The organism is Paenibacillus chitinolyticus NBRC 15660, assembly GCF_000739915.1.
In the GTDB taxonomy this organism is placed as follows: Bacteria; Bacillota; Bacilli; order Paenibacillales; family NBRC-103111; genus Paenibacillus_F; species Paenibacillus_F chitinolyticus.
This window is the reverse complement of the sequence record NZ_BBJT01000015.1, coordinates 21,516-41,452: the sequence shown is the minus strand read 5'-3', so window position 1 is coordinate 41,452 and position 19,937 is coordinate 21,516. Positions and strand designations below refer to the sequence as shown.

17 protein-coding genes and 1 pseudogene are annotated in these 19,937 nt (G+C 52.8%); 13 read left to right on the top strand and 5 right to left on the bottom strand.

What is annotated here, in order from left to right; genetic code table 11:
• The first annotated feature begins 29 nt into the window (after positions 1 to 29).
• Together PCH01S_RS25645 and hisJ are read left to right on the top strand one after the other, a co-directional pair.
• Complete coding sequence (locus PCH01S_RS25645) at positions 30 to 521, top strand: FixH family protein (RefSeq protein WP_042234569.1); 492 nt, start codon at positions 30 to 32, stop codon at positions 519 to 521.
• 161 nt (positions 522 to 682) lie between these two features.
• On the top strand, positions 683 to 1,519 hold the full coding sequence (hisJ, locus tag PCH01S_RS25640) for a histidinol-phosphatase HisJ (protein WP_042234567.1): 837 nt from the start codon (positions 683 to 685) through the stop codon (positions 1,517 to 1,519).
• Positions 1,520 to 1,775: 256 nt separating this feature from the next.
• Here hisJ and PCH01S_RS25635 read toward each other — a convergent pair whose 3' ends face one another.
• Positions 1,776 to 2,165 (bottom strand): LSm family protein, encoded by a 390-nt coding sequence (locus tag PCH01S_RS25635; protein ID WP_042234565.1) that lies wholly within the window; start codon positions 2,163 to 2,165, stop codon positions 1,776 to 1,778.
• A gap of 342 nt (positions 2,166 to 2,507) precedes the next feature.
• Between PCH01S_RS25635 and PCH01S_RS25630 the strand changes: the two genes are divergently transcribed.
• A complete protein-coding gene (locus PCH01S_RS25630; protein ID WP_129112538.1) occupies positions 2,508 to 3,512 on the top strand; it encodes a hypothetical protein in 1,005 nt (334 codons plus the stop codon).
• 580 nt (positions 3,513 to 4,092) lie between these two features.
• Complete coding sequence (locus PCH01S_RS30695) at positions 4,093 to 4,473, top strand: hypothetical protein (RefSeq protein WP_042234561.1); 381 nt, start codon at positions 4,093 to 4,095, stop codon at positions 4,471 to 4,473.
• A gap of 31 nt (positions 4,474 to 4,504) precedes the next feature.
• Here the strand turns inward: PCH01S_RS30695 and PCH01S_RS29995 are convergent.
• Positions 4,505 to 5,763, bottom strand: a pseudogene (locus PCH01S_RS29995) (IS4 family transposase); the annotation flags it as partial.
• A gap of 343 nt (positions 5,764 to 6,106) precedes the next feature.
• On the opposite strand from PCH01S_RS29995, the gene PCH01S_RS25615 reads away from it, so the two are divergent.
• The 3 genes from PCH01S_RS25615 (at position 6,107) to PCH01S_RS25605 (ending at position 9,007) form a co-directional block, all read left to right on the top strand.
• Entirely contained in the window at positions 6,107 to 7,246 is a 1,140-nt protein-coding gene (locus PCH01S_RS25615; protein ID WP_042234560.1) for a hypothetical protein, read from the top strand.
• 422 nt (positions 7,247 to 7,668) lie between these two features.
• The gene (locus tag PCH01S_RS25610) at positions 7,669 to 8,214 is read left to right on the top strand and encodes a GNAT family N-acetyltransferase (protein ID WP_042234558.1); all 546 of its coding nucleotides are present in this window, start codon (positions 7,669 to 7,671) and stop codon (positions 8,212 to 8,214) included.
• Between the two features lie 103 nt (positions 8,215 to 8,317).
• Positions 8,318 to 9,007: a copper homeostasis protein CutC gene (locus tag PCH01S_RS25605; protein ID WP_009673288.1), complete on the top strand. Its 690-nt coding sequence runs from the start codon at positions 8,318 to 8,320 to the stop codon at positions 9,005 to 9,007.
• A gap of 677 nt (positions 9,008 to 9,684) precedes the next feature.
• Here the strand turns inward: PCH01S_RS25605 and PCH01S_RS25600 are convergent.
• Complete coding sequence (locus PCH01S_RS25600; RefSeq protein WP_042234556.1) at positions 9,685 to 10,860, bottom strand: glycosyltransferase family 2 protein; 1,176 nt, start codon at positions 10,858 to 10,860, stop codon at positions 9,685 to 9,687.
• 283 nt (positions 10,861 to 11,143) lie between these two features.
• Between PCH01S_RS25600 and yyaC the strand changes: the two genes are divergently transcribed.
• The 6 genes from yyaC to PCH01S_RS25570 all read left to right on the top strand — a co-directional run bounded on the left by yyaC (position 11,144) and on the right by PCH01S_RS25570 (position 17,074).
• Complete coding sequence (gene yyaC / locus PCH01S_RS25595) at positions 11,144 to 11,731, top strand: spore protease YyaC (RefSeq protein ID WP_042234554.1); 588 nt, start codon at positions 11,144 to 11,146, stop codon at positions 11,729 to 11,731.
• 340 nt (positions 11,732 to 12,071) lie between these two features.
• Positions 12,072 to 13,877 carry an ABC transporter ATP-binding protein gene (locus PCH01S_RS25590; RefSeq protein ID WP_042234552.1) on the top strand — a complete coding sequence of 602 codons (1,806 nt, stop codon included), beginning with the start codon at positions 12,072 to 12,074 and terminating at the stop codon, positions 13,875 to 13,877.
• A gap of 107 nt (positions 13,878 to 13,984) precedes the next feature.
• Positions 13,985 to 14,440, top strand: coding sequence for a hypothetical protein (locus PCH01S_RS25585; RefSeq protein WP_042234549.1), 456 nt, complete (start codon positions 13,985 to 13,987; stop codon positions 14,438 to 14,440).
• A 112-nt stretch (positions 14,441 to 14,552) separates the two neighbouring features.
• A complete protein-coding gene (locus tag PCH01S_RS25580) occupies positions 14,553 to 14,837 on the top strand; it encodes a hypothetical protein (RefSeq protein WP_042234546.1) in 285 nt (94 codons plus the stop codon).
• A 169-nt stretch (positions 14,838 to 15,006) separates the two neighbouring features.
• Positions 15,007 to 16,068 carry a copper amine oxidase N-terminal domain-containing protein gene (locus tag PCH01S_RS25575; RefSeq protein ID WP_042234543.1) on the top strand — a complete coding sequence of 354 codons (1,062 nt, stop codon included), beginning with the start codon at positions 15,007 to 15,009 and terminating at the stop codon, positions 16,066 to 16,068.
• A 292-nt stretch (positions 16,069 to 16,360) separates the two neighbouring features.
• Positions 16,361 to 17,074 (top strand): winged helix-turn-helix domain-containing protein, encoded by a 714-nt coding sequence (locus PCH01S_RS25570; protein WP_042234540.1) that lies wholly within the window; start codon positions 16,361 to 16,363, stop codon positions 17,072 to 17,074.
• 78 nt (positions 17,075 to 17,152) lie between these two features.
• Here PCH01S_RS25570 and PCH01S_RS25565 read toward each other — a convergent pair whose 3' ends face one another.
• On the bottom strand, positions 17,153 to 18,286 hold the full coding sequence (locus PCH01S_RS25565; protein ID WP_042234537.1) for an amidase domain-containing protein: 1,134 nt from the start codon (positions 18,284 to 18,286) through the stop codon (positions 17,153 to 17,155).
• 331 nt (positions 18,287 to 18,617) lie between these two features.
• Positions 18,618 to 19,805, bottom strand: a complete 1,188-nt coding sequence (locus PCH01S_RS25560) for a DUF2167 domain-containing protein (protein ID WP_084706679.1) — start codon at positions 19,803 to 19,805, stop codon at positions 18,618 to 18,620.
• Positions 19,806 to 19,937 lie beyond the last annotated feature (132 nt).

Genomic DNA, 19,937 nt, shown 5'->3' with positions numbered 1-19,937 from the left:
GCCATGCAGTTTAGGGGGATTGAACATAAATGAATGCGCATAAACAGGAAAATTCCGCCGGTCCTTCCGGTTTGAAGTTAACATTCAGGCGCAGGAGATTCGGCACGGCCGTTCTTCTGCTGGTGCTGACAGCGGCGCTTGCCGGCTGCGGTTCGGGAGGCGGCGGACATGAAGGACATGGCGGTCAAGGCGCGGGCCAAGGGACAATCGACACGCTGAATCCGATCATGGCCAAAGTAAAGCTGCCGGCGGAACCGGTCAAACAAGGGACGGAAGCGGCGGTTGAAGTCACCGTCACCCAGGACGGCAAACCGGTGGACGATGCGGACGAGGTTCTTTTCGAAGTATGGAAAGAAGGCGCCCCGGACGACAAGCACGAGAAGATTAAAGGAACCCACGGCAAGGACGGCTTGTATACCTTAAAAAAGAAATTTGACGAGCCGGGAACGTATCTGATTATTTCCCACGTCACGGCCAGAACGATGCACACGATGCCGCAGGTGAAACTCCAGGTGGAATAGCCCGGCGTCGGATATCGTTATGATTCACGATGTAAGTGGGCGGGTCCGGATGGAAATCATCCGGGCTTTTTTGCGATAAGAAGCCCGGCGTTGCCGTGCTAACCGGGCCGCGCTATACTCAAGTCAGGCAAGCCGCAGAGACTGAGGAGGATAAGTACGCCATGACATTCAAATGGGACGGTCATACGCACACGAAGTTTTGCTATCACGGAAATCCCGCCGAGGAACCGGCATACTTGGACCGGGCGATTGAGCTCGGCTTCGAGCGCTATACCATAAGCGAGCATCCGCCGCTGCCGGATAAGTGGGTCGACAATCCGCGGCTCATGGCGGAATTGGCCATGCCGATGGAGGAGCTGCCGGACTATTTGGCTTATGCCGAAGAGATGAAAGCGAGATATGCCGGCAGGATCGAAGTGACCGTGGGCCTCGAGATGGATTACCTGTACGGCAGGGAAGACTTCTCCGACGCGCTGCTGGATCGGTACGGAAGCCGGCTCGAGGACGTCGTCGTATCCGTCCATTATCTTCCCGGAGCGGGCGGCATGCGCTGCATCGACTTCACCGCGGACGACTTCCGGGAAGGTTTGCTCGCCCATTACGGGAGTATGGACGCGGTAGCGGAAGAGTACTACAACCACGTCGAGAAAGCGATCGACTGGGCGGCCGGGCTGCCTATGCGCAAGCGCCTCGGCCACGTGCAGCTGATCGAGAAGTTCCGTGAGGCGCTTCCGCCGATCAGCCCGGAACTGATCGAGCGCAGGCTGACCGCACTGCTGCCCAAGCTCCAGGAGACTGGCGTCGGCATCGACGTGAACGTCGCCGGTCTGCGGGTGCCGACCTGCGGGCAGACCTACGTGCCGCGGTGGTTTCTCGCCGCCTGCGTGAGCCGGGGCATTCCGCTGATTTACGGCTCCGATACGCATAAGCCGGAGCACGTGGGAGCGGACTGGGCCTGGTTTGAGACCGCTTTCGGCACGAGCCGCGCGGAAAGCTGAGAGAAGCGGCCCTGTGAAGAGGCGCTTGGAGCAGCCGCTCCACAGGGCCGCGTGAAGCACCGGAGGCCGTAAGGGAAGTTCTCCCTTACGGCCTCAAATCCGCGGCGGGAAGCCGCCGGAGCCGGAAAGCACCGCCAAGGAGGCGGCCGCGTCAAGCGGGCCGTTTCCTGAAGCGGTGCTTTTTGTGCAGCGGGCGGCTTTTGGGCGCTGTAAGGACGCGGAGAGGAATACCCGCGTCCGCCGCTGAACTCTTGTTCTACATCAATAGAACAAGAGTCAGCAGATCGAACAGGGCCAGCGTGAGGATCGTCTCGTTGCTCGGACCGGGATATCCCGGGAAACCCGGATACCCCGGAAAACCGGGAGCAGGGGGAAAGAATCCCCTTTCCTCGGATTCATCAAGCGGCTGCCCGTATGGTCCTGTTCTTCCATATCCGTTAACATGGCCGGCAATATACCCCTGCCCGTATCCCATGTCAGGTCCATAACCATACCCCTGGCCCTGCCCGCCGGATACTTTCAGCCGGACATAATTCGGGTCCACTCCCATAATCATCCCGTCATAAGTGCGGCCCGATTTGGTCTGCACCCGGACGTGACGGTTCATATACGATTTGCACAAACAATAAAAATCCTCTTTGTACATGGCTGGTGTCCTCCGTTTTCCGTTCTCTTCCCTCCAGCTTATGTGCGGATGCCCTGCCGGGCGTGGGCATCCGGCTGTTTTGGGCGCTCCGCCCGCGGCGGCGGGTACACCCGGAAGGCGAAAAGAGGTTTTGGGCGTGATCAAAACCAATTCCGAACAAACGAGGCTGCTTGCTCGTTTACTGCGGGCGGAAGTCGAGGCTTTTTTTCTTGACAAGAAGTGGTAGAGCCCTTGGCGATACCCCATGCCCATCAAGTTACGTACCCGATTCTTGGGGAAAACATGGCCTATTCAAAAGTGCTCATGGTATATTAATCTCAACGATTTATTACGTCATGGTGTATGGCAATCATTCAGTCGGCAGAGGTGAACAAAATGAAGAATAGCAGGCGAAAGAACAGGGGGACTTTGCAGTATCACATCTCAATGAAGGATCAGGAATTTCAGCTTGAGCCTTACTCGAAACGTTTGTTTGATGTGATCAAGATGGGGCTGCTTTTTGCAGCAGCTCTTTATGTCGTGCTGCTTGTGTTCGAGCTGCTTACCTTGATCGGCTCTTGGAGCAGCAGTTCTTTTCTCGGAATGCAGCGTCTCAATGCATGGATTTGCGGCGGCGTGTTTGTCCTAACCATTGTTGGCGCCTTTCCACGCCTTGCCAAACGTTCTGAGCATAAGCCGGAGCAACTGCGTTTTGAGGATGGATCGCTTTGTTTTCGTCTCAACGGCAACGATGTTGCATGGAGGAGCAGCGACATTCTGGGAGTGAACCAGCACTACCGCCGCAATAACTTGATCACTTCGTGGATGTTCGTATACGATGTACGCACTGCCAAAGGGATATACCGGCTCGATTTGGAAGACTATGCGCGTGAGGTGGTTGTGGCAAATTACTTGCTAGACTGCAACCGGGAGCGCAATGCGGAGAAGGTACGCAAATGGCAGTCAGCTAAACAAGCGTTTCGTACGTCGCATCGGGTGACGTTCGGTACGAAGCGGAGGCTTGTTGTCTTCGAACAGCAGCCCCCTTGTATGACAATTGGACATAAGCGGCTGGAACTATCGTCCGTTCGTCGGATTGTCGTCGATCCGACGGTGGAAGGACGCGGGAGATTGAACATTCATGTGGCGGTTATACAGCAGAACGGCAAGGAAGTGGCCCTATCGTCACTGCGTTACCGTGCCATCGAAGATGACTGGGATTCGTTTTTACATCATCTGTTTGCAATCGCAAGAAGGGCCAATGTCCCTGTGGAGTTGAAGACGGAAAACCGTCGTGATGTGTCGCTTGGCCCGTCACGAAACAAAACATATCCAATATGGAATGGAAAGGAAGGAAGCAGCGAATGACTAGAGTCATAGAAGTAGCGAATAAGTCGTCAGAAAAAGGTTAAATCGACCCTATCTAGACGCTATTTTGACTGTGACTTGACGCTAATTACAAGTGCACTTCAACCTGACATAGGACTACAACCATAAGGTTGGCAAGCATTTTAACTGGACATATCGGAGCTTAGCGTGCATTATTTTCCTTTTCATGAGCTGACCCTTTTAGGTGTCGTCTACGAAAGTATCATATCTAGAAAACAAGCAGCATAGATCATTTTCTTGAAAATGGCCAGTTCATTGTTTCTTTATTGTACCTATTTTTAGGATGCGGAAATCCATGATCATCAAAATTTACTAAAATGCTTGAAGATACCGTGCGTTCATCTAAAGCCAATAGCTTAACTTGATGGGTATGTGGCGATACCCCAAGAAGGGCGATTGAAGAAAACTGGACACCGGAAACAATGCCGGAAAAAGTTAATCGTCACATTCAATATATCGAAGAAAATTTTTACGTACGTAAAGGCTATTCAATTGACGAAGCACGCGAGATCGTTCAAAGGAACCGGGATAAGGAAATTAACTCTTGGGGGGCAAAAAGATGATTACTGTAAAGGACATTATTGAATTTGTGAGTGATGGAGAAAAATTCAATTTTTGTTGTTCCGCGTTTCTGGATTCATTTTATGCTGCCGTCGATCAGCAGCGAATCGAAATGATTAAAGACGAACCGGAGGCATTTCCTGATGTCGAACACTTTTATTATTGTCACGTTGCCGCTATGACTCACAAGCTGGCAAATGATTTTAAGCTGATCGTTCCCGAATGGGTTCATAAAGAAAAATACATTTTGACCGAACCGCATTACGACGTCTTCGACAAAAATAACGAGATTTTAAAAAAATACTTGGAGGATGTCAGTCCGTATGAATTTAAAATTAGAAACATTTTTGTAAAAGAAAATGCACTTGATCGCGTTTAAGGGGACGGTGTAGTTAATAGAGAACTTCAAACTTGAGAAAAGCGAAATGATAAAGCAGAACTTTCGATATTTCCTCGGTGTCTTTTTGTATGGCCTGATGTAAGAGTGGCATGTAGTCTCCCGCACCTGAAACATAGTAGAAGAACACAGTAAGATTCCAATTAACTGACCATATAAATGGCACTGCAAGCGTTTCAGCTTCATTTTCTTACATTTTTGAATTTGAAAAAATGATTTCCACGTCTTAAACAAGATCTCCGCTTACCAACGTAACGAATATAGTTCATGTAAATGAGCGCCTGGTACGACTTGTGATGTGATATTGATGATGTAGAAGTTCATCGCGCTGAGCTTCTTGCTTTTCTCGGAATACGTTAGCCCCTTTTTCTTTTCACGTACGGCCTGATCCTTCTCTCTTTTTCTCATTTGAATCTCGGTCAGACGATACACGACTAAGCGTGCAGGCAATTTCTGATACATCCCAATATACACATCTGAAATCTCCCTTGTTTCTCCTGGCTCAAGCTGTTCCATAATCGATTCTATCGAAAGCTGGATGTACTCAGAATGCTTTTTTACAGTTCCATTACCAAAGGTCTCAGGATGTTCATTTTTCTGATAGACTCTCGTATTTAGCTTTAAACGTAAACCGTAATACGCCTTATTTTCATCAATTGTATGTAAGCCGTTTAAATCAAAGTAACCTAAATCGCGGATAAATAAGTCTTTGGGTAGAATCGAATTCAAACACTCTGTCCCATATGTTTTATCATTTTCTTTCCCATGCCCCGTGTAGAGATTTAAAAATCCTCCGCTTTGAAGTTCATATTCCAGTTGAATTTTAACCCCTGCTGTGTGACTGCTGCCGCCGGATCCTGCATAATGCTCGGAAAAGATGTCGGGAAGTTGAAAAATGGTGGAGTCTAAGATCCGAATACGTGAAAAGTTGCGTGCATATTCGCTATGTATAGATGCTGCCCCCAACAGTTTTTGCTGCAACAAAAGGTAAAGAATCTGCTGATGAAAGGTTACGGCTGCCGAGTTAAATCGTTGATTGAGTCCTTCTGGACTGATCAAGATACCAGTCGAAGCCTCTAATTTACTGCATAGCTGGTTAAGCGATGTTGCTCCAACTTTTTGACTTAGCCAAACGCATAATGATACTAAGTCTTGGGCTCTAAATTTACTTGATCGAGTGACGAAACCTATTGTTTTTGCCAGATCGGAAAGAGAAGAAGGGGACAAATGTCGCGTTAGTTCTTGTGAAAATAATTGAAGTTCCTCTTTAATGCCTAAACTATCCTTTCGTGGTTGATTCTACAAAAAAAAGAATAGTTTATTTCGTTGTGTATGGGTAGTATTTCCATAGTTTGATGGGCATGCGGCGGTACCCCTCTATGAGCTGCTTTGGCTTCGATTCTATCAGTGAAATAGCAGACTATTATTGGGAGCGCATAAATGCTGAGATTAAAATCGTATTATTAGTTAAGTTTATCGATGTTCAAACTCATGACATTCACTTTGAAATCCGAAATATACACAATACAATATGAATGAGTCAGAAAAACTTGCTGACGATGTTGCTAAAGTAGTGGGCACAAATCTAAAAGTAAATAGGGTCAGGAGGAGTTGCATGAAAAACGCCGAGCTTTATGCCGACGAGTGGTCCAAGCTTGCGACAGATCGGAAGAAAGAAAAAATCGAATCGCTGCTGGCTGAATTGACTTTACCATTCATTTTCTCTGGAATGGAGACGTTTTCGCTAAACGGCGTCACAACCGAAACCATAGTGCTCAACTGCGAGGGTCGCAGCTTTGTCTTCGTACCTGGATGCAAGCGAGCGATACTTGGGTGGGACCGTGGCATTGAAGGACTGTATGAGAGCGCATTGGAGGATATCGCATCCAGTTTCGAATCGGTGCTTGACCCGTTGACTTGGTGGAGAAGGCAGCTTGCACTTGCCGTGGACGCACAGGATGGCAATTTGCCTTACTTTGAGGAGCAGGTCATGGAGTTGGAACAGAATCCACCGGAAAAGCCAGATGATGATCTTAAAGCTTTTTATAGTTTTCAGGGACTGGAAACGTATGTCAACGAAAACACTTCTCCTGTGCGGACGGCCGATCTTCCGCCGATGATCGTAGAACGCGGCTTGAGCGAGGCAGGTCTTATCCATCTGGGGCAGGTTAACCGGCGGACGAACGAGCATTGGGTGACGTCCGAGCATTTCGACCGCGTGAAGGATTACTTGTATAAATTCAATACAGAGTTGACAACAGCGGTATATTCAAGATGCTGCCGCTTCGAGCGTACAAAAGACGATCCTGCTCTTTATGACGTCTATCTCTATGAGCGCTTGACATACAAAGATCTCATTTCCCAGCTTGACGCCGAAGGGTTTGCATTGCCGACTGAAGACCAGTGGGAATATCTATGCGGGGCGGGCCGGAGATTGCTCTTTCAGTTCGGCAATCAATTCGACGAGGATTACCGTTACTCTCATATGTGCGAGGAAGGCGAAAATATTTTGGAAAAACCCAATATGTTCGGCTTGTCCATTGCTTATGATCCATATAAATATGAGCTGGTGACTGGACCTTGTCAGGTGAAGGGAGGGGATGGCGGAGCTGCGCTCTGCGGCGGCGAACCATTCATCTATACTATGCTTCCACTGTCAGCGTATTGGCGTGAAACGCCGGACAAAACCGTGCCCGAAGACGGAGAACTGGAAAATGGTTACTACTTCTATCGCCGTGTTTTGATCATCGAATAAAAGTTTAAACTAACATTTAATCAAGCGAATTATCAGTTTGCCTGGATTTCTTCTGTATTTATTCGTTTGTAAAATCAAGTTCTTGTCAATCGACCGATATCGGAGGATAGCAAGCATCATCTTTCCATGGTGCTTTTCTTATACTCGGGATACGTTTTTTTATTACTTTTTCTAATGGGATAATATGTGTTAAATAACTTATATTTATAGACGAATCGATGATTTTTCATTATGGGGTCCTGACGCGTGCCCATCAAGTTAAGAAATTCAATGTTCCCCAAAACGAAAAAAATGAACCGTACTCTCATATGACTACGATAAAAAGTTAAAATTGTTGTTATGGGAGGTTCTCAAAATCTTAGCTTGATGGGCATGTGGTAGAGCCCCTAAAGTAGATAAAAATTTACAGGAGGGACGCCGAGATGAGAATATGTCAGGTCGACGAGGAAATCAGTCTGGAATTATTGGAGCTTAAGCATGCGGAAGCCTTGTTCCGCCTGACGGACGAGAACCGGGAGCAGCTCGGACAGTGGCTGTTCTGGGCATACGACACGAAAGAAGTCGGGGATTCCGTCGCATTTATCCAGTCTACATTGCATGCGTTCGCAGAAGGCAAATCGCTGGCCGCAGCCATCATGGTCCGGGGAGAACTGGCCGGAGTCATTGATTATCATGCGATGGTTCCCGCTCACGGAAGGGCCGAAATCGGGTATTGGCTCGGTAAAGCTCATCAAGGCCGGGGAATTATGACCCGCGCGTGCCGGGCGTTCATTGGATACGGGTGGTCCGAAAAGAACCTCAACCGGATAGTCATTATGGCGGATGTCGAGAACGCGGCAAGCCGGGCTATACCGCAGCGGCTCGGTTTTACGCTCGAAGGCGTGATGAGAGAATGGGAGGTTAAGGAGAGCGGCAAGCGCGACATGGCTCTTTATTCCATCCTCCGCAGGGAATGGACGGAGAATTGAATTTTTTGGATAAAAGGAAGAATCCGGGCCGTTCCCATGATAAAATAAGAGTCGACCGGCGCTTTTGCGCCCGATGACCAGAACGGATCAGGAGGAGATTGTAATGTTATTGGAAGTGATCGCAACAACAGTCGGCGACGCAATCGCGGCCGAACAGGCAGGAGCGGACAGGCTGGAGCTGGTGACCGGCATGAAAGAGGGCGGATTGACTCCGAGCGCGGGCCTTATCGAGGGCACGGTGCGGAGCGTGAAAATTCCTTCCGCCGTCATGGTGCGGCCTCACAGCAAATCGTTTGTTTACGACGCGGACGATGTGCGCGCTATGCGGAGAGATATCCGGCTCATCCGCGAAACCGGCGCAGCCGGAATCGTGATCGGTACGCTTACCCCGCAGAACGAGATCGACGTTCCGGTGCTGGAAGCGCTGCTGGAGGAAGCCGGCGGACTTGAAGTGGTGTTTCACCGGGCGTTCGACGCCGTGCCGGATCAGATTGCGGCCTTCCGGCAGCTCTCCGGCTACAAGCAGATCACCCGCATTCTGACATCCGGCGGCAAACCTAGCGCGCTGGATGCCGTTGACCGGATGAAGGAACTGGTGGAGCTCAGCCGCGATTCCCACATCACGATATTGGCCGGCAGCGGACTGAATGCGGAATCGCTGGAATCTTTCGTAAAAGACACCGGCGTGACGGAAGTCCATTTCGGCGGTGCCGTCCGCGGTCCTAAAGGCGTGGAAGACGATATCGCCGCCGAGAAAATCCGGGAGATCCGCGACATACTGGCGCGTTGCTAGCGGACAGGCAGACAGCCGGACAGGCTCTACGATACGGATCGGGCGCCAGGCTGAAGGGGATGGGGCGGCTTCCCGGAGATGACAACGAACGGCCGGGACCGCCGGCCAGCAGTCTCAGCCGCGCGTTTTTCCCCGGCTCTTGAAGCGGCCCCTGCAAACAGGCCGGTTTTTCCTTCGCGGGAGAGACCGGCCTGATTGCATGGCGCGGCCGCCGGACTGTCCCTGAGAGTCAATCGCCGGGTACACGGGTTTGACTCTCCTTCGCGAAGCGACGCCCAAGCGGGCCCGGGATTTGCGCGCCAGTTGGCCGGACTTCTTCCGCTACCCATACGCCACCCGTAGTTCGGGCAAGCAAAAAAGGCTGTCTCACGGAAGGTGAGGCAGCCTTTTTTGCATATTCGATCATGAGGGGTACGAACTGTGGTTAAGACGGGCAGCTGTTGCAGGAAGACCGAATCGTCGTCTTTATCCCGCTTTTCCTATTACGGCTGGATGTTTGTGTAAGCCGTAAGCAGACTGACCGTAAGGAGCAGCGCGCCAAAGGCGTACTTGTACATTTTTGTCGGCACAGTGGACATGGAAGACTCTCCTCCTCGTTTTTTATTCCTCTTCATTATACAATAAACAAAATGCTTCAGTTGTAAACATTCTGTAATGGTTTCCTTCACAATTGATCTTTATTTCATTTTTTTAAGGTCGCTCAACGAATAAAACGTCCCGCGCCAGTAGACGCCGCCTTGTTTGAGCGTCAGTCCCACGGACCGGACAAGCACGTAGACAAGCAGAGCCGCACTCGCCGGAACGGCGAGGGTATCGAGGCCCGGTGAACCTGCCATCATCCGGATCTGCTTCCGGTAAAGGGCCGTCATGATAAGCACGCTGGCCAGATGGACGAGACTGCGCCAATCGCCGTAGAGCAGCATGCCGAGCCAGGGAAACGTAAACAGCAGGAGCTGGCCCGCTCCGGCCGCTGCCGCCACAGAAACTTTGTAGCCGAAGCCGGAGAACAGATTTTTCTCCAGTCCCCGGACGGCCGCTCTCATGCTCGGATACCATTCGACCTGCAGCCTGCTCCGCCCCGATGCGAGGCGCTGGCGGAGACCGGCCAGCTTCACCCGCGCGCCGAGCTGGAGGTCGTCGTCCGGCCGGAGGGCGATCGCTTCGTGCGTCCCGATCGCTTCATAGGCCCGCCGGTGAATGAGATTGAACGCGCCGATGCCCATGCCGCCTTTCCGCTCCCCGTCCAGATTCGCGCGCCAAGGGCGCGTGAACAGGCTTAGCGAGAAGAGGAAGTGGCGGATGAAGCTGCGCAGCCAGAACGTGGGCGCCGTCATGTGGGGCGTGAGCGTCAGATGATCCGCATGCTCGCTCAGCGCAAAGCCGACCGCTTCCCGGACCGTGTCCGGGTGAAAGCGGATATCGGCGTCGGTAAAGAGCAGCCACTGACCGCGGGCCTGCCGGTAGCCCTGGTACAGGGCGTGGTTTTTGCCGAGCCAACCGCCCGGCAGGCGCGTCACGTGGATCACCCGCATGGGGATGCGGATATCCCCGCGCTCCTCCTCGGACCACCGTTTGAGCTCGTCCAGCGTGCGTCCGGTCCCGTCCTGCGAACGGTCGTTTACGACAATCAGCTCCAGCCGGGGGTAAGTTTGCGCGAGCAGATGCCGCACCGTATCGCGAATTGTCGTCTCTTCCTCTTTGGCGGCGATAATAACCGAGACGAGAGGCGTGGGATCGGGCAGCGGACCGGAAGGGGGCAGTTCGCGAAACAGCCTTGCGCCCCGCAGGTGATCCGCCAGCATGGCCAGCCAGTAGAGCAGGATAAGCAGAGCCAATATTCCGGCTATGGACATGAACGGCCTCCTTGTGGAACAATAATAGGGAACTAGGGGGAAGAGAGCTGCCCGTGATGGGATAAACAGGACTCCTCCTAGGAAAGTGGAAAATAACCGGTTGCACGCAGAAAGAACGGCAGGAAAAACGGGGTTTTCATGCCGGCTGTCCGGCCGTTTTATCCGGGTGAGAACAGCACCGTGTACTTGCATGTACATCAAATCGGTACGTTATAGAACCGGAACATAGCAGCTAGTCTTAACGATTTGTCAAAACAGCGCATCAAAGAAAGGAGGCTCCCGCATGGACATTTCCCGGAACGAAGGGGAAGCCGCAAGCCTTGCCAAACCACCGGCCAGCAAAGCTTCCAAAGCCTCCAAAGACGGCTACTGGAAAAAAGTATCCGGAAGACAGCTTCCCGCCTTCTTTTCGGAAATCCGGGAAGAAGCGGGCGCCGCACTTCCGTGCGTGTTCGTGTGTATCGGCACCGACCGCTCGACGGGAGACGCCCTCGGCCCGCTCGTCGGCTCCATGCTGGCCGAAGCCGGCTACAGCGTCATCGGCACCCTGGAGCATCCCTGCGATGCGAGCAATCTTGTGCAGCGCCTCGCGGAAATCCCGGCGGAAGTCCCGGTCGTCGGCATCGACGCGTGTCTCGGACAGCCGTCTTCCGTCGGGCTGTACCAGGTGTCGAACCGGCCGATTTTCCCGGGCAAATCGCTCGGCAAGAACCTCCCGCTCGTCGGCGACTACACCGTCGCCGCGATCGTGAACGCCGACGGCCCCCGGCAGTACGCCGTCTTGCAGACGACCTCGCTGAACCGGGTGATCGGCATGGCGAGGGAAATCGCCGCCGCCGTTCAAGCGGCGTTCCCGCCGGTCCGCGCTTAGGCCGTCCGTTCGGCGGCGGATCGCTGCGCGAACTCTCGCACCCGCGGGACGCCGCACACCGGGGCCCTGCCTAAGCGACGGCCGTGCGGCGCTTTAGCGCCCGCGCAGGTCCTGCGTGCCCGGCGGAACGGCAGCCGCTCCCAGGGAGCCCGCAGTGCATAGTCTCCGGCGGGAGACCGCTTAAGTATGCTCTTATTATACATTTGCTTCCGCAATGTTGCGAAGCCTGCGTCCCTGAGTCCGCCCGATGAAACACGCGGACAACCAGCCGCAGGCTTGTATGCTTTTGTAAACTTTTTTACCCGCACACACGAATAAAACAGGGAGATGAACCATACACATGAGAAACGGATTTGGCGGAGGGCTGGGCGAACGAAACGGGGGAAAAATGCCCAAAGCGACCCTCAAAGATGTATCCCTGCGCCGCATTTTGGGACTGTTCCGGCTTTACCGGGGACAACTGACCGTGATCGTCCTGCTGGCTCTCGGAGGAGCCGTACTCGGCCTCGTTCCTCCGCTTGTCATGAAAGAAATCATAGACACCGCCATCCCGCAACAAAGCTTTCGGCTCCTTGCCGTCTTCGCCGTTCTGCTCGTGGCTCTGCCGCTGCTCAGCGGCATGCTCGGAGTGGCGCAGAACCACTTGAACACCAAAGTCGCCCAAGGCGTCATGCGCGACCTGCGGATGACCCTTTTCCGCAATCTCCAGCGGCAGTCCATGTCCTTCTTTACCGCAGCCCGGGCCGGCGAAGTGGTCCAGAGGCTGACGGAGGACATCCAGGCGGTCCAGACTGTCGTCACCAGCCTCGTCGTGTCGTCGATTACCCAGATCGTCATCGTCATCACGACCGTCGGCATCCTCTTCGCCCTCGACTGGCGCCTGGCCATCGTGGCGCTCATCATCCTGCCCGCTTTCATTTTGCCGGTACGCAAAGTCTCCGGCGTCCGCAAGCGCCTGCGCGGAGAAACGCAAAAAGTCCGCGCCGATATGTCGGCGCAGCTCGGCGAGATTTTCGGTGTCTCCGGCGCTATGCTCACCCGGATTTTCACGCGCGAGAAAGAGCAGGAAGAGCGTTTCGGCGGGATGAACCAGCAGGTGATGGATCTGGAGCTCCGTCTCAATCTGATCGGACGCTGGTATATGATGTTTCTCGGGGTGCTGGGCCCGCTCGGCACCGCGGTCATTTATATGTACGGAGGATACTCCGTCATTCAAGGAAGTATGAGCATAGGCGGGATCGTAGCCTTCGCGGCCTATCTCGGACGGCTGTACAGTCCTGTCGGGACCCTGCTTAACCTGCATGTGGAGGTGGCGACCGCGCTGGGCGTCTTCCAGCGTATTTTCGATTACCAGGACATGAAGGCCGAAGTGGAGGAGGCGGAAGGAGCGGCCGAACTCCCTCCGGTGAGCGGAAGTATATCGGTGCGTGATGTTTCATTTGCTTACTCGCCGGGTAATACGGTTCTATCCGATATTTCCTTCCAAGCGGAAGCGGGTGAAGTTGTCGCGCTGGTCGGTCCAAGCGGAGCGGGTAAATCGACCCTTATCAGTCTGATGGCAAGGCTCCATGATCCGTCGGAGGGCACCGTAGAGATAGACGGATTCGATGTGAAAAAGGTTAGTCTGTCGTCGCTCCGCCGTCAGATTGCCTACGTTACGCAGGAATCGTTCCTCTTTCACGCCACCGTGAGGGAAAATCTGCTCTTCGCCAAAGAAGACGCTACGGAAGAAGAGCTGGCAGATGCCTGCCGCCAGGCGTACATTTACGACTTTGTGCAGTCTCTGCCGCAGGGATTCGACACCATGGTCGGTGAACGCGGACACCGTCTTTCGGGCGGAGAGCGGCAGCGCTTGGCAATCGCCAGAGCCCTGCTCAAAAATCCGCGCATTCTGATCCTGGACGAAGCGACTTCTCACCTGGATTCGGAATCCGAGGCTTTCGTTCAGGCTGCTTTGGAGCAGCTGATGAAAGGCCGGACGACGCTGGTTATTGCGCATCGCCTCTCGACTATTCTTCATGCGGACCGCATTCTGGTTCTGCAGAAAGGAAGAATAGTGGAGTCCGGCACCCACAAGGAAATGATGGAAGTTGACGGTCTCTACGCACGTCTGTACCGGACACAATTTAAACGGGCAGACGGATGACACAACGGCCCCTTGAATCCAAACAAAGAACACCGATGGTTCCAATCGGATATTTCGGAGTACGGCGGGAGATGCGTACTGTAACGAATTCAAAGGAGGAATTTCCAATGAAGGAGTTCAGTAAGACGCTGGCAACGATGACGAGGCCCTTTTCCTTTGTTCACAAGACGTTAAGCGAGTTTGGTTTCGTGCGTCCCAAGACCCATGAGAACCAACTATATGTTACCACCTTTGCGGATTCCATTACGCAGCGTGTATATACCCTGGCCGTACCGACCCGGCTTCTGGAAAACGGGCATACGGAAGTGTATCTCGGCCACACCCGTTTCGATACGGAGGAGGAGCCGCCTTCCCGTGTCGTCGAAGCGGCCATTTGCCGGATGAAAGAGCTTGCCGATTATTTGAACCAGCCGAACAAACGCCCTCATACCGTCGAGACGGCAAGCAACGGGTATATGGCGACGGATTCTTACGATATCCGCAGGCTGGGCAACGAAATGAAAAAAATGAAAACCAACAGCGAGTTGAAGCAAACCGGACTGATTCCCGATCCCATTCAGTAGCTCTCATAGAAAGGGTCAGGAGGCCCCGCTGCGGCGCGGGTCTTTTCTGGTTCCGCTTTTCCGGTAGCTTCGGCTCCGCTGTTCCCATATACGAACAAAAGGAGTGTTGACGATGACACCGATTCATCATATAAACTACCGGAACGAACATAATGAGGTGTACTGCTGTCTGAGAAATAAAGTCGTGGAGCTGGATGACCGGCAGAAGAGCGATTTTTGCAGCGGCTGCCAGATGTTTGCGGGCTTTGCGGGAGGCAAAGGCGTGGAATGCGAGTGGGAGGACATGAGGGACGTGCCGAACCCGATGCGGGTGACCGACCCCATGAAGGAGTTTATGAGCAACCAGATCCGCAAGATCGAACTGGACGATCCGGCCGTTCTGGCGCATGGAAATTAAGCCCTATAAAGTGTGTATGCCGACTAGGCATATACACTTTTTTTATTTTTTCACCCATAAATATCCAGTACATTCCTTATAATCTTGTATGTTTATGCAACAATTGTGCATGATTTACGTCTAAAAAGAAGTAAGTCACTTTCATCACATACAGAAGGGAAAGAACAGCATGAACAATGGAATGAAAAAAGGACTGGCCGTTCTGGCCGTATCCATGGCTATGACCACGGGGGCGGCATACGCTTCGCCGGCTGCCGTAACGAAAGCGGACAACCTCGTCCCGATTAGCGCGGAAGTGTCGCAGTCCGTACAAGTGACCGTTAACAATCAAGTTCTGGAAGCCGAAGGATATATGAAAGCGGGAGCCAAGGAGGCGATGATTCCTCTTCGCGCCGTGGCGGAAGCGATCGGCATGGAACTGAAATGGAACCAGGAGGATTACTCCGTCGAACTGTCCAAGGACCGTATCTGGACGCTCGTTAAAACCGGCGAAGACCGTTATGTGCTGAACAAAATGTACAAGCCGCTCGGAACGGCTCCGGAGCTTGTGGACAGCAAGCTGTATGTACCGGCTTCGTTTGCCAGCGAAATTCTTCACGGAACGGTAAACGCTCAGGGCAGCGCCGTGTCCATCTCATTCAACGAGAAGAAGGAGAACGTCGTGACGAAAGGTGTTGTAACTTCCGTTCGCAGCGCGGACGGCTATAAAGCGGTGCAAATTCAAGGTTTCGGCACGGCCGGACTCGTTCTCAACGTGGGCGACGACACGGTATTTGTCACCGACAAGGGAGACAAGCTTACGTTCGACCAGCTTGCGCTCGGTCAAATCGTCGAAGCGGAGCACTCCATGGTCATGACCATGAGTCTGCCGCCTCAAACGCCTACATACAAGATTACCGTGTCCGGTTACTCGGCGGATGCCGAGAAGCTGCTCGGAACCTCCGGCACCGTGGAAGAAGTGCGCACGGATGATAACGGCAGCCAAAGCGTGACCATCAAAGGTCAAGGGCTAACCGAGCAGTCTCAGAGCGAAATTGTGCTGCGTCTTTCCGATGCGACGGAAGTCGTTGATAAAGAAGGCGCCAAAGCCGACAAAAAAGCGCTCGTTAAAGGCGCGAAAGTCATCGGCTTCTACAACGGCGTCATGACGAAAAGCCTGCCTCCTATCGGCGGAGCGGTGAAGATCGTCGTAGACGTCGAGCCGGAAGCGGCTGCAGCCCAAGCGGAGTAAGAGAAGCCGGGAGGACTCCGGCTGCGCAAGGGCCGTCCGAACGGCCGGCCACGCATCGGCATTAAGAAAGGCAGTTCCCGTTTTAGAACGGGGGCTGCTTTTTTATTATATTCAGGTATAATCTTTCTTTTTATGCTTATGAAAAGGAGTTATTTTTTAAAAATAATTGAAACTATTTCCCGATTCTGGTATCTATAGGATAAGAATATCCTTTTAAGTTTACGGGATTAACCGCTAACGCCGTTGAAAACTTGGCTTGTTTCATAAATTACGCAAGGGGGAGGCTCCGCTGATGACAATCGCGATCTATACAGATGACCCGGATATGGCCCACGTGCTTTCATATTTTTTTAACGAGACGGTTTGTTCCGTTCACGCGAGATCTGAACTCGGCGGCCTCCCGGAACCGGGCGGCGGGCAGGCGATACTGGCTGTGGGCAGCCCGGACGAGAAAGACTGGTTTCGGCTTAAACGTTCCGTAAAACAGGGAACAACGACCTATTTGATGATCCGTGAACCTATGACTCCGCTGGAAACGGTCTATGCCAAAGAAATCGGCGTGAGAGAAATATTGATGGACCCCGTTACTCGTCTTAGAAGCAAGGCCGCCGAAACGCCGGATAAGCTGATCTCTGTCCTGGTCTGCCCGGGTCTGTACGAAGCGGCGGCGGGTTCCGAGCTGGTCTACATCGGGGAAGGGACCTACTTTCATCCGAAACAGTTCTGTATCAAATACGGCAGTACAAGGATCGAGCTTTCGGAGAAAGAAGCGGCGCTGCTTTCGTTCTTTGTGGAGAACGAAGGGATTGTCGTGACCAAGCATACCATTGCGGAAAAGCTCTGGGGCGGGTACATCCAGCCGGACGGAATCTCCAAGGTGATCGCCAGAATGAAGAACAAGCTGGGGCCCGCCCGCGTATTGATTTCCTCCCGGCAATTGGGGGGATTTATGTATGTCAAAGAGCGGGAGGCGGCGGAGTACGCCGTTACCCGGCGCCTAAAATAAAACCCCTGTCCCGCTTGTGTACGGGATAGGGGTTGGTGTCGGCCGACCGCCGCCGACTGTTCACCTCGGGTACGGTACTTATTTTAAATACGTGGATTTAATATAGTAGAACTCATACTCCGAAGTGGAGAAGTTGGCGAAGGATGCTTTAAGTCTGTCATTGGTGTGAGCGCTGAACTGCATCGTGACCGTATCGTTGGCTACCACGAACATAACGTGCGAGTATTTTAAGGCGCTGATGAAGCCGCCTGCGGGAGTCGTCGTTTTGGTAGTCTTGTAGAAATAACCTTTCGTATCCACCATATACTGCTTCAAACCGTTGGAGATGTTACGGCCTGTATTGACCCAGGCGAGGCTTTCCGGTTTCCAGGTGCTGTCCGTCGGGATGCCGCCGGTGTAAATCGCTTGAGAAACGTAGTTGGCGCAGTCGACACCGCCGTTTTCGGTATGTTTGGCATACTTCGGGTTCCATTTGCTCGTGTCGTAGCCGGACGCGTTCGTTGTGTTCGAAGTCCATTTGTTGGCATAATCCCTGGCGGCAATCCTGTCGTAGGTGACGGCGGCAAGCGGCTGGACCATCGAAGCTTCCGCCGCGCTCTTGACGAGGAAGTTTTTGTTGGTCGTTACCGCTTCCGTCACAAACTCTTCGCCGTTTTCGATCATGCTGGACTCATTGGAAGGAATAAAATAATCCGCGGGAATCCAGTCGACCAGTCCGTTAAGAAATTCCAGATTGGCGTTCTTGAGGTCCGGGCTGCCGTTCACGATCGGAGCCGTAATCCGGAACGAATCGTTCTGGTCCGTGGAAGTCCCGATATATTCTTGCAGATCTTTCATCCGGTCGTTGACGACCTGTTCCGCATCCGTGGAACTTGTGTCTTTGCGCAGCTTCAAGACGTTAAGCTTGCTTTTCAATCCTTTCACGTAGGGCAGCTCATCGACCGATTTCGCCTTGAGCGTTTTATTCAAGGAAATGTTTACGCGGGCCGTCAACTGATTGTCTTTAACCGAGTAATCCGAAGTGGATAATTGAATGGAGTTAATCGTGTAATAGGGCGTGTAGGCTTTTTTGACAAAGTTTTCGACTTCCTTTTGAACGGCCTTCTGATAAAGGTCGTCTTTGACGCCTGCGGGGGATGTTTGGGCAAAAGCCGAAGTCGTTGTAAAAGCGGAAATCAACACCAGAGAAGTGACCATTTTTTTAAGCTTCATAAATAAATTCCCTCCTAAATTAAGTGGATTTAATGGCGGCATGTTCCGACAGAATAATAAAGCGCTTTCGGTTTTGTGCGTTTGTATGTTCTGTACGTTCACCTCCGCTTGAGTCGGAAACCTCCGTAAATCCTTTACACTATAAAAGATATACCGGGCGGAATATTCGGGCTATAGCCAGAACGGGGATACCGGACCGGCATTATGGGGACAAAGCGGGGGCATACCGCGGACACGGTCCCGGTTTCGGGATAGAAAAAAGGCAGCTCCCGTCCTCGAACGGGAACTGCCTTTTGATGAATCCGCGCCGCGCCGTGAACACAGCCGCAGGCTACTTGCTCTTGTCCGGATCTTCCGGCCGGTCGGGCTTACGGAGGGAATCCTCCTCCGTAAGAGGTGCGCGGCCGGTTCCGGACTCGGAAGCGGGAGCCGCCTCGGAGCGGGAATGCTCAGGCTCCCGCGTCGGGTCCGCCGGAGCTTCGGCGCCGGACAGCATGCGCACCACCGGGCGCCCGCTTTCGCCGGCAGGCTGCTGCGCCGCCGTCTCCGCCGAAGGCCCGGGAGCGGGATCCGCGTCCTGCGCCGTCGCATCGGCCGCGGACCCGGCGCTTCCGGCTGCCGTCAGCTCGGCCGCTCTCGCTTCGGCGGCCTGCGCCTCTGCGGCTTGCTCGGCGGCCGCTTTCTTTTTCTTGCCGCGGAGGAACCGCCACAAGGCAGCGAGGGCGGCGACAAGAATGACGCCGAACTTTTTCAGGAAGACGAGCAGCAGGCCGATCAGACCGACCTTTTTGGCGACCGCAAGGCCCGCGCCCCCGAGAATCAAGCCCGACAGACCGTATTCGGCCAGCTTGTCCGTTTTGGAGTTGTATTCTTCGTACCGTTCTCCGGCCTTAACCTGCAGCTTCGGCAGGATGGAGGAGGTCAGCACCTTACGGTCCGCGGCGAGATTTTTCGGGTCGGTCACGAGAACGACGGAAATCACGCCCTTCCGGGTAAGTACGTTGACGTTATAGTTGACGAATTTTTCATCCTTGGAATCGTGTCCCAGCAGGGACCAGGAAAGGCTATGTATGTCGTTATCGTAAAAAGGTTTTACATCCCAGCCGTCGACGAACAAGCGGTTGGATACATCCCCTCTTTTATTCGCTTCTTCCGTTCCGGTTTTGTAACTTTCAAGGAGCTTGTCTGCATCGATTTTGTCCTTCTCGTCGTCCTTGACGTGGCCGGTTTCCTCATATTCGAAAATAACCGCCCAGTTCTGCTTTTCGTCTTTCGGGAAAACGGAACCGATTTCTCGGTTGTTTACGTGGGAACCGTTTTGCTGCTCAAACTTTTTGGTATCGGTATCATTCAGAAACACAAAATCTTTGCCCAGATCCAGCTCGGCGATTTGTCCGAGTTCCACTTTTTTCGGACCTTCCACCCAGTTCAAGGTTTCTTCGGCCGAGGCCGGGGCCGTCCATAAAGAGACGCAGAGGGCTGCGCCGGTTACCAGGGTAATTAACTTGGGAAGCTTCAAAATTTTCTCTCCTTTGTTTATAAATGATTAATAATTAAATATTGATCATTATATAATTTATTAATTATTTTACAAGACAAATAATGGTTATAATCTTTGTTTATTTGTTTCTCCGCTCTCAATGGTCTACAC

Bases quoted from the DNA above. Each gene is read 5' to 3' on its own strand.
- PCH01S_RS30695 (WP_042234561.1), top strand. From the start codon at position 4,093: ATGATTACTGTAAAGGACATTATTGAATTTGTGAGTGATGGAGAAAAA.
- hisJ (WP_042234567.1), top strand. From the start codon at position 683: ATGACATTCAAATGGGACGGTCATACGCACACGAAGTTTTGCTATCAC.
- PCH01S_RS25585 (WP_042234549.1), top strand. From the start codon at position 13,985: ATGAAGGAGTTCAGTAAGACGCTGGCAACGATGACGAGGCCCTTTTCC.
- PCH01S_RS25580 (WP_042234546.1), top strand. From the start codon at position 14,553: ATGACACCGATTCATCATATAAACTACCGGAACGAACATAATGAGGTG.
- PCH01S_RS25645 (WP_042234569.1), top strand. From the start codon at position 30: ATGAATGCGCATAAACAGGAAAATTCCGCCGGTCCTTCCGGTTTGAAG.
- PCH01S_RS25635 (WP_042234565.1), bottom strand. From the start codon at position 2,165: ATGTACAAAGAGGATTTTTATTGTTTGTGCAAATCGTATATGAACCGT.
- yyaC (WP_042234554.1), top strand. From the start codon at position 11,144: ATGGACATTTCCCGGAACGAAGGGGAAGCCGCAAGCCTTGCCAAACCA.
- PCH01S_RS25605 (WP_009673288.1), top strand. From the start codon at position 8,318: ATGTTATTGGAAGTGATCGCAACAACAGTCGGCGACGCAATCGCGGCC.
- PCH01S_RS25565 (WP_042234537.1), bottom strand. From the start codon at position 18,286: ATGAAGCTTAAAAAAATGGTCACTTCTCTGGTGTTGATTTCCGCTTTT.
- PCH01S_RS25630 (WP_129112538.1), top strand. From the start codon at position 2,508: ATGGCAATCATTCAGTCGGCAGAGGTGAACAAAATGAAGAATAGCAGG.
- PCH01S_RS25615 (WP_042234560.1), top strand. From the start codon at position 6,107: ATGAAAAACGCCGAGCTTTATGCCGACGAGTGGTCCAAGCTTGCGACA.
- PCH01S_RS25575 (WP_042234543.1), top strand. From the start codon at position 15,007: ATGAACAATGGAATGAAAAAAGGACTGGCCGTTCTGGCCGTATCCATG.
- PCH01S_RS25590 (WP_042234552.1), top strand. From the start codon at position 12,072: ATGAGAAACGGATTTGGCGGAGGGCTGGGCGAACGAAACGGGGGAAAA.
- PCH01S_RS25570 (WP_042234540.1), top strand. From the start codon at position 16,361: ATGACAATCGCGATCTATACAGATGACCCGGATATGGCCCACGTGCTT.
- PCH01S_RS25600 (WP_042234556.1), bottom strand. From the start codon at position 10,860: ATGTCCATAGCCGGAATATTGGCTCTGCTTATCCTGCTCTACTGGCTG.
- PCH01S_RS25610 (WP_042234558.1), top strand. From the start codon at position 7,669: ATGAGAATATGTCAGGTCGACGAGGAAATCAGTCTGGAATTATTGGAG.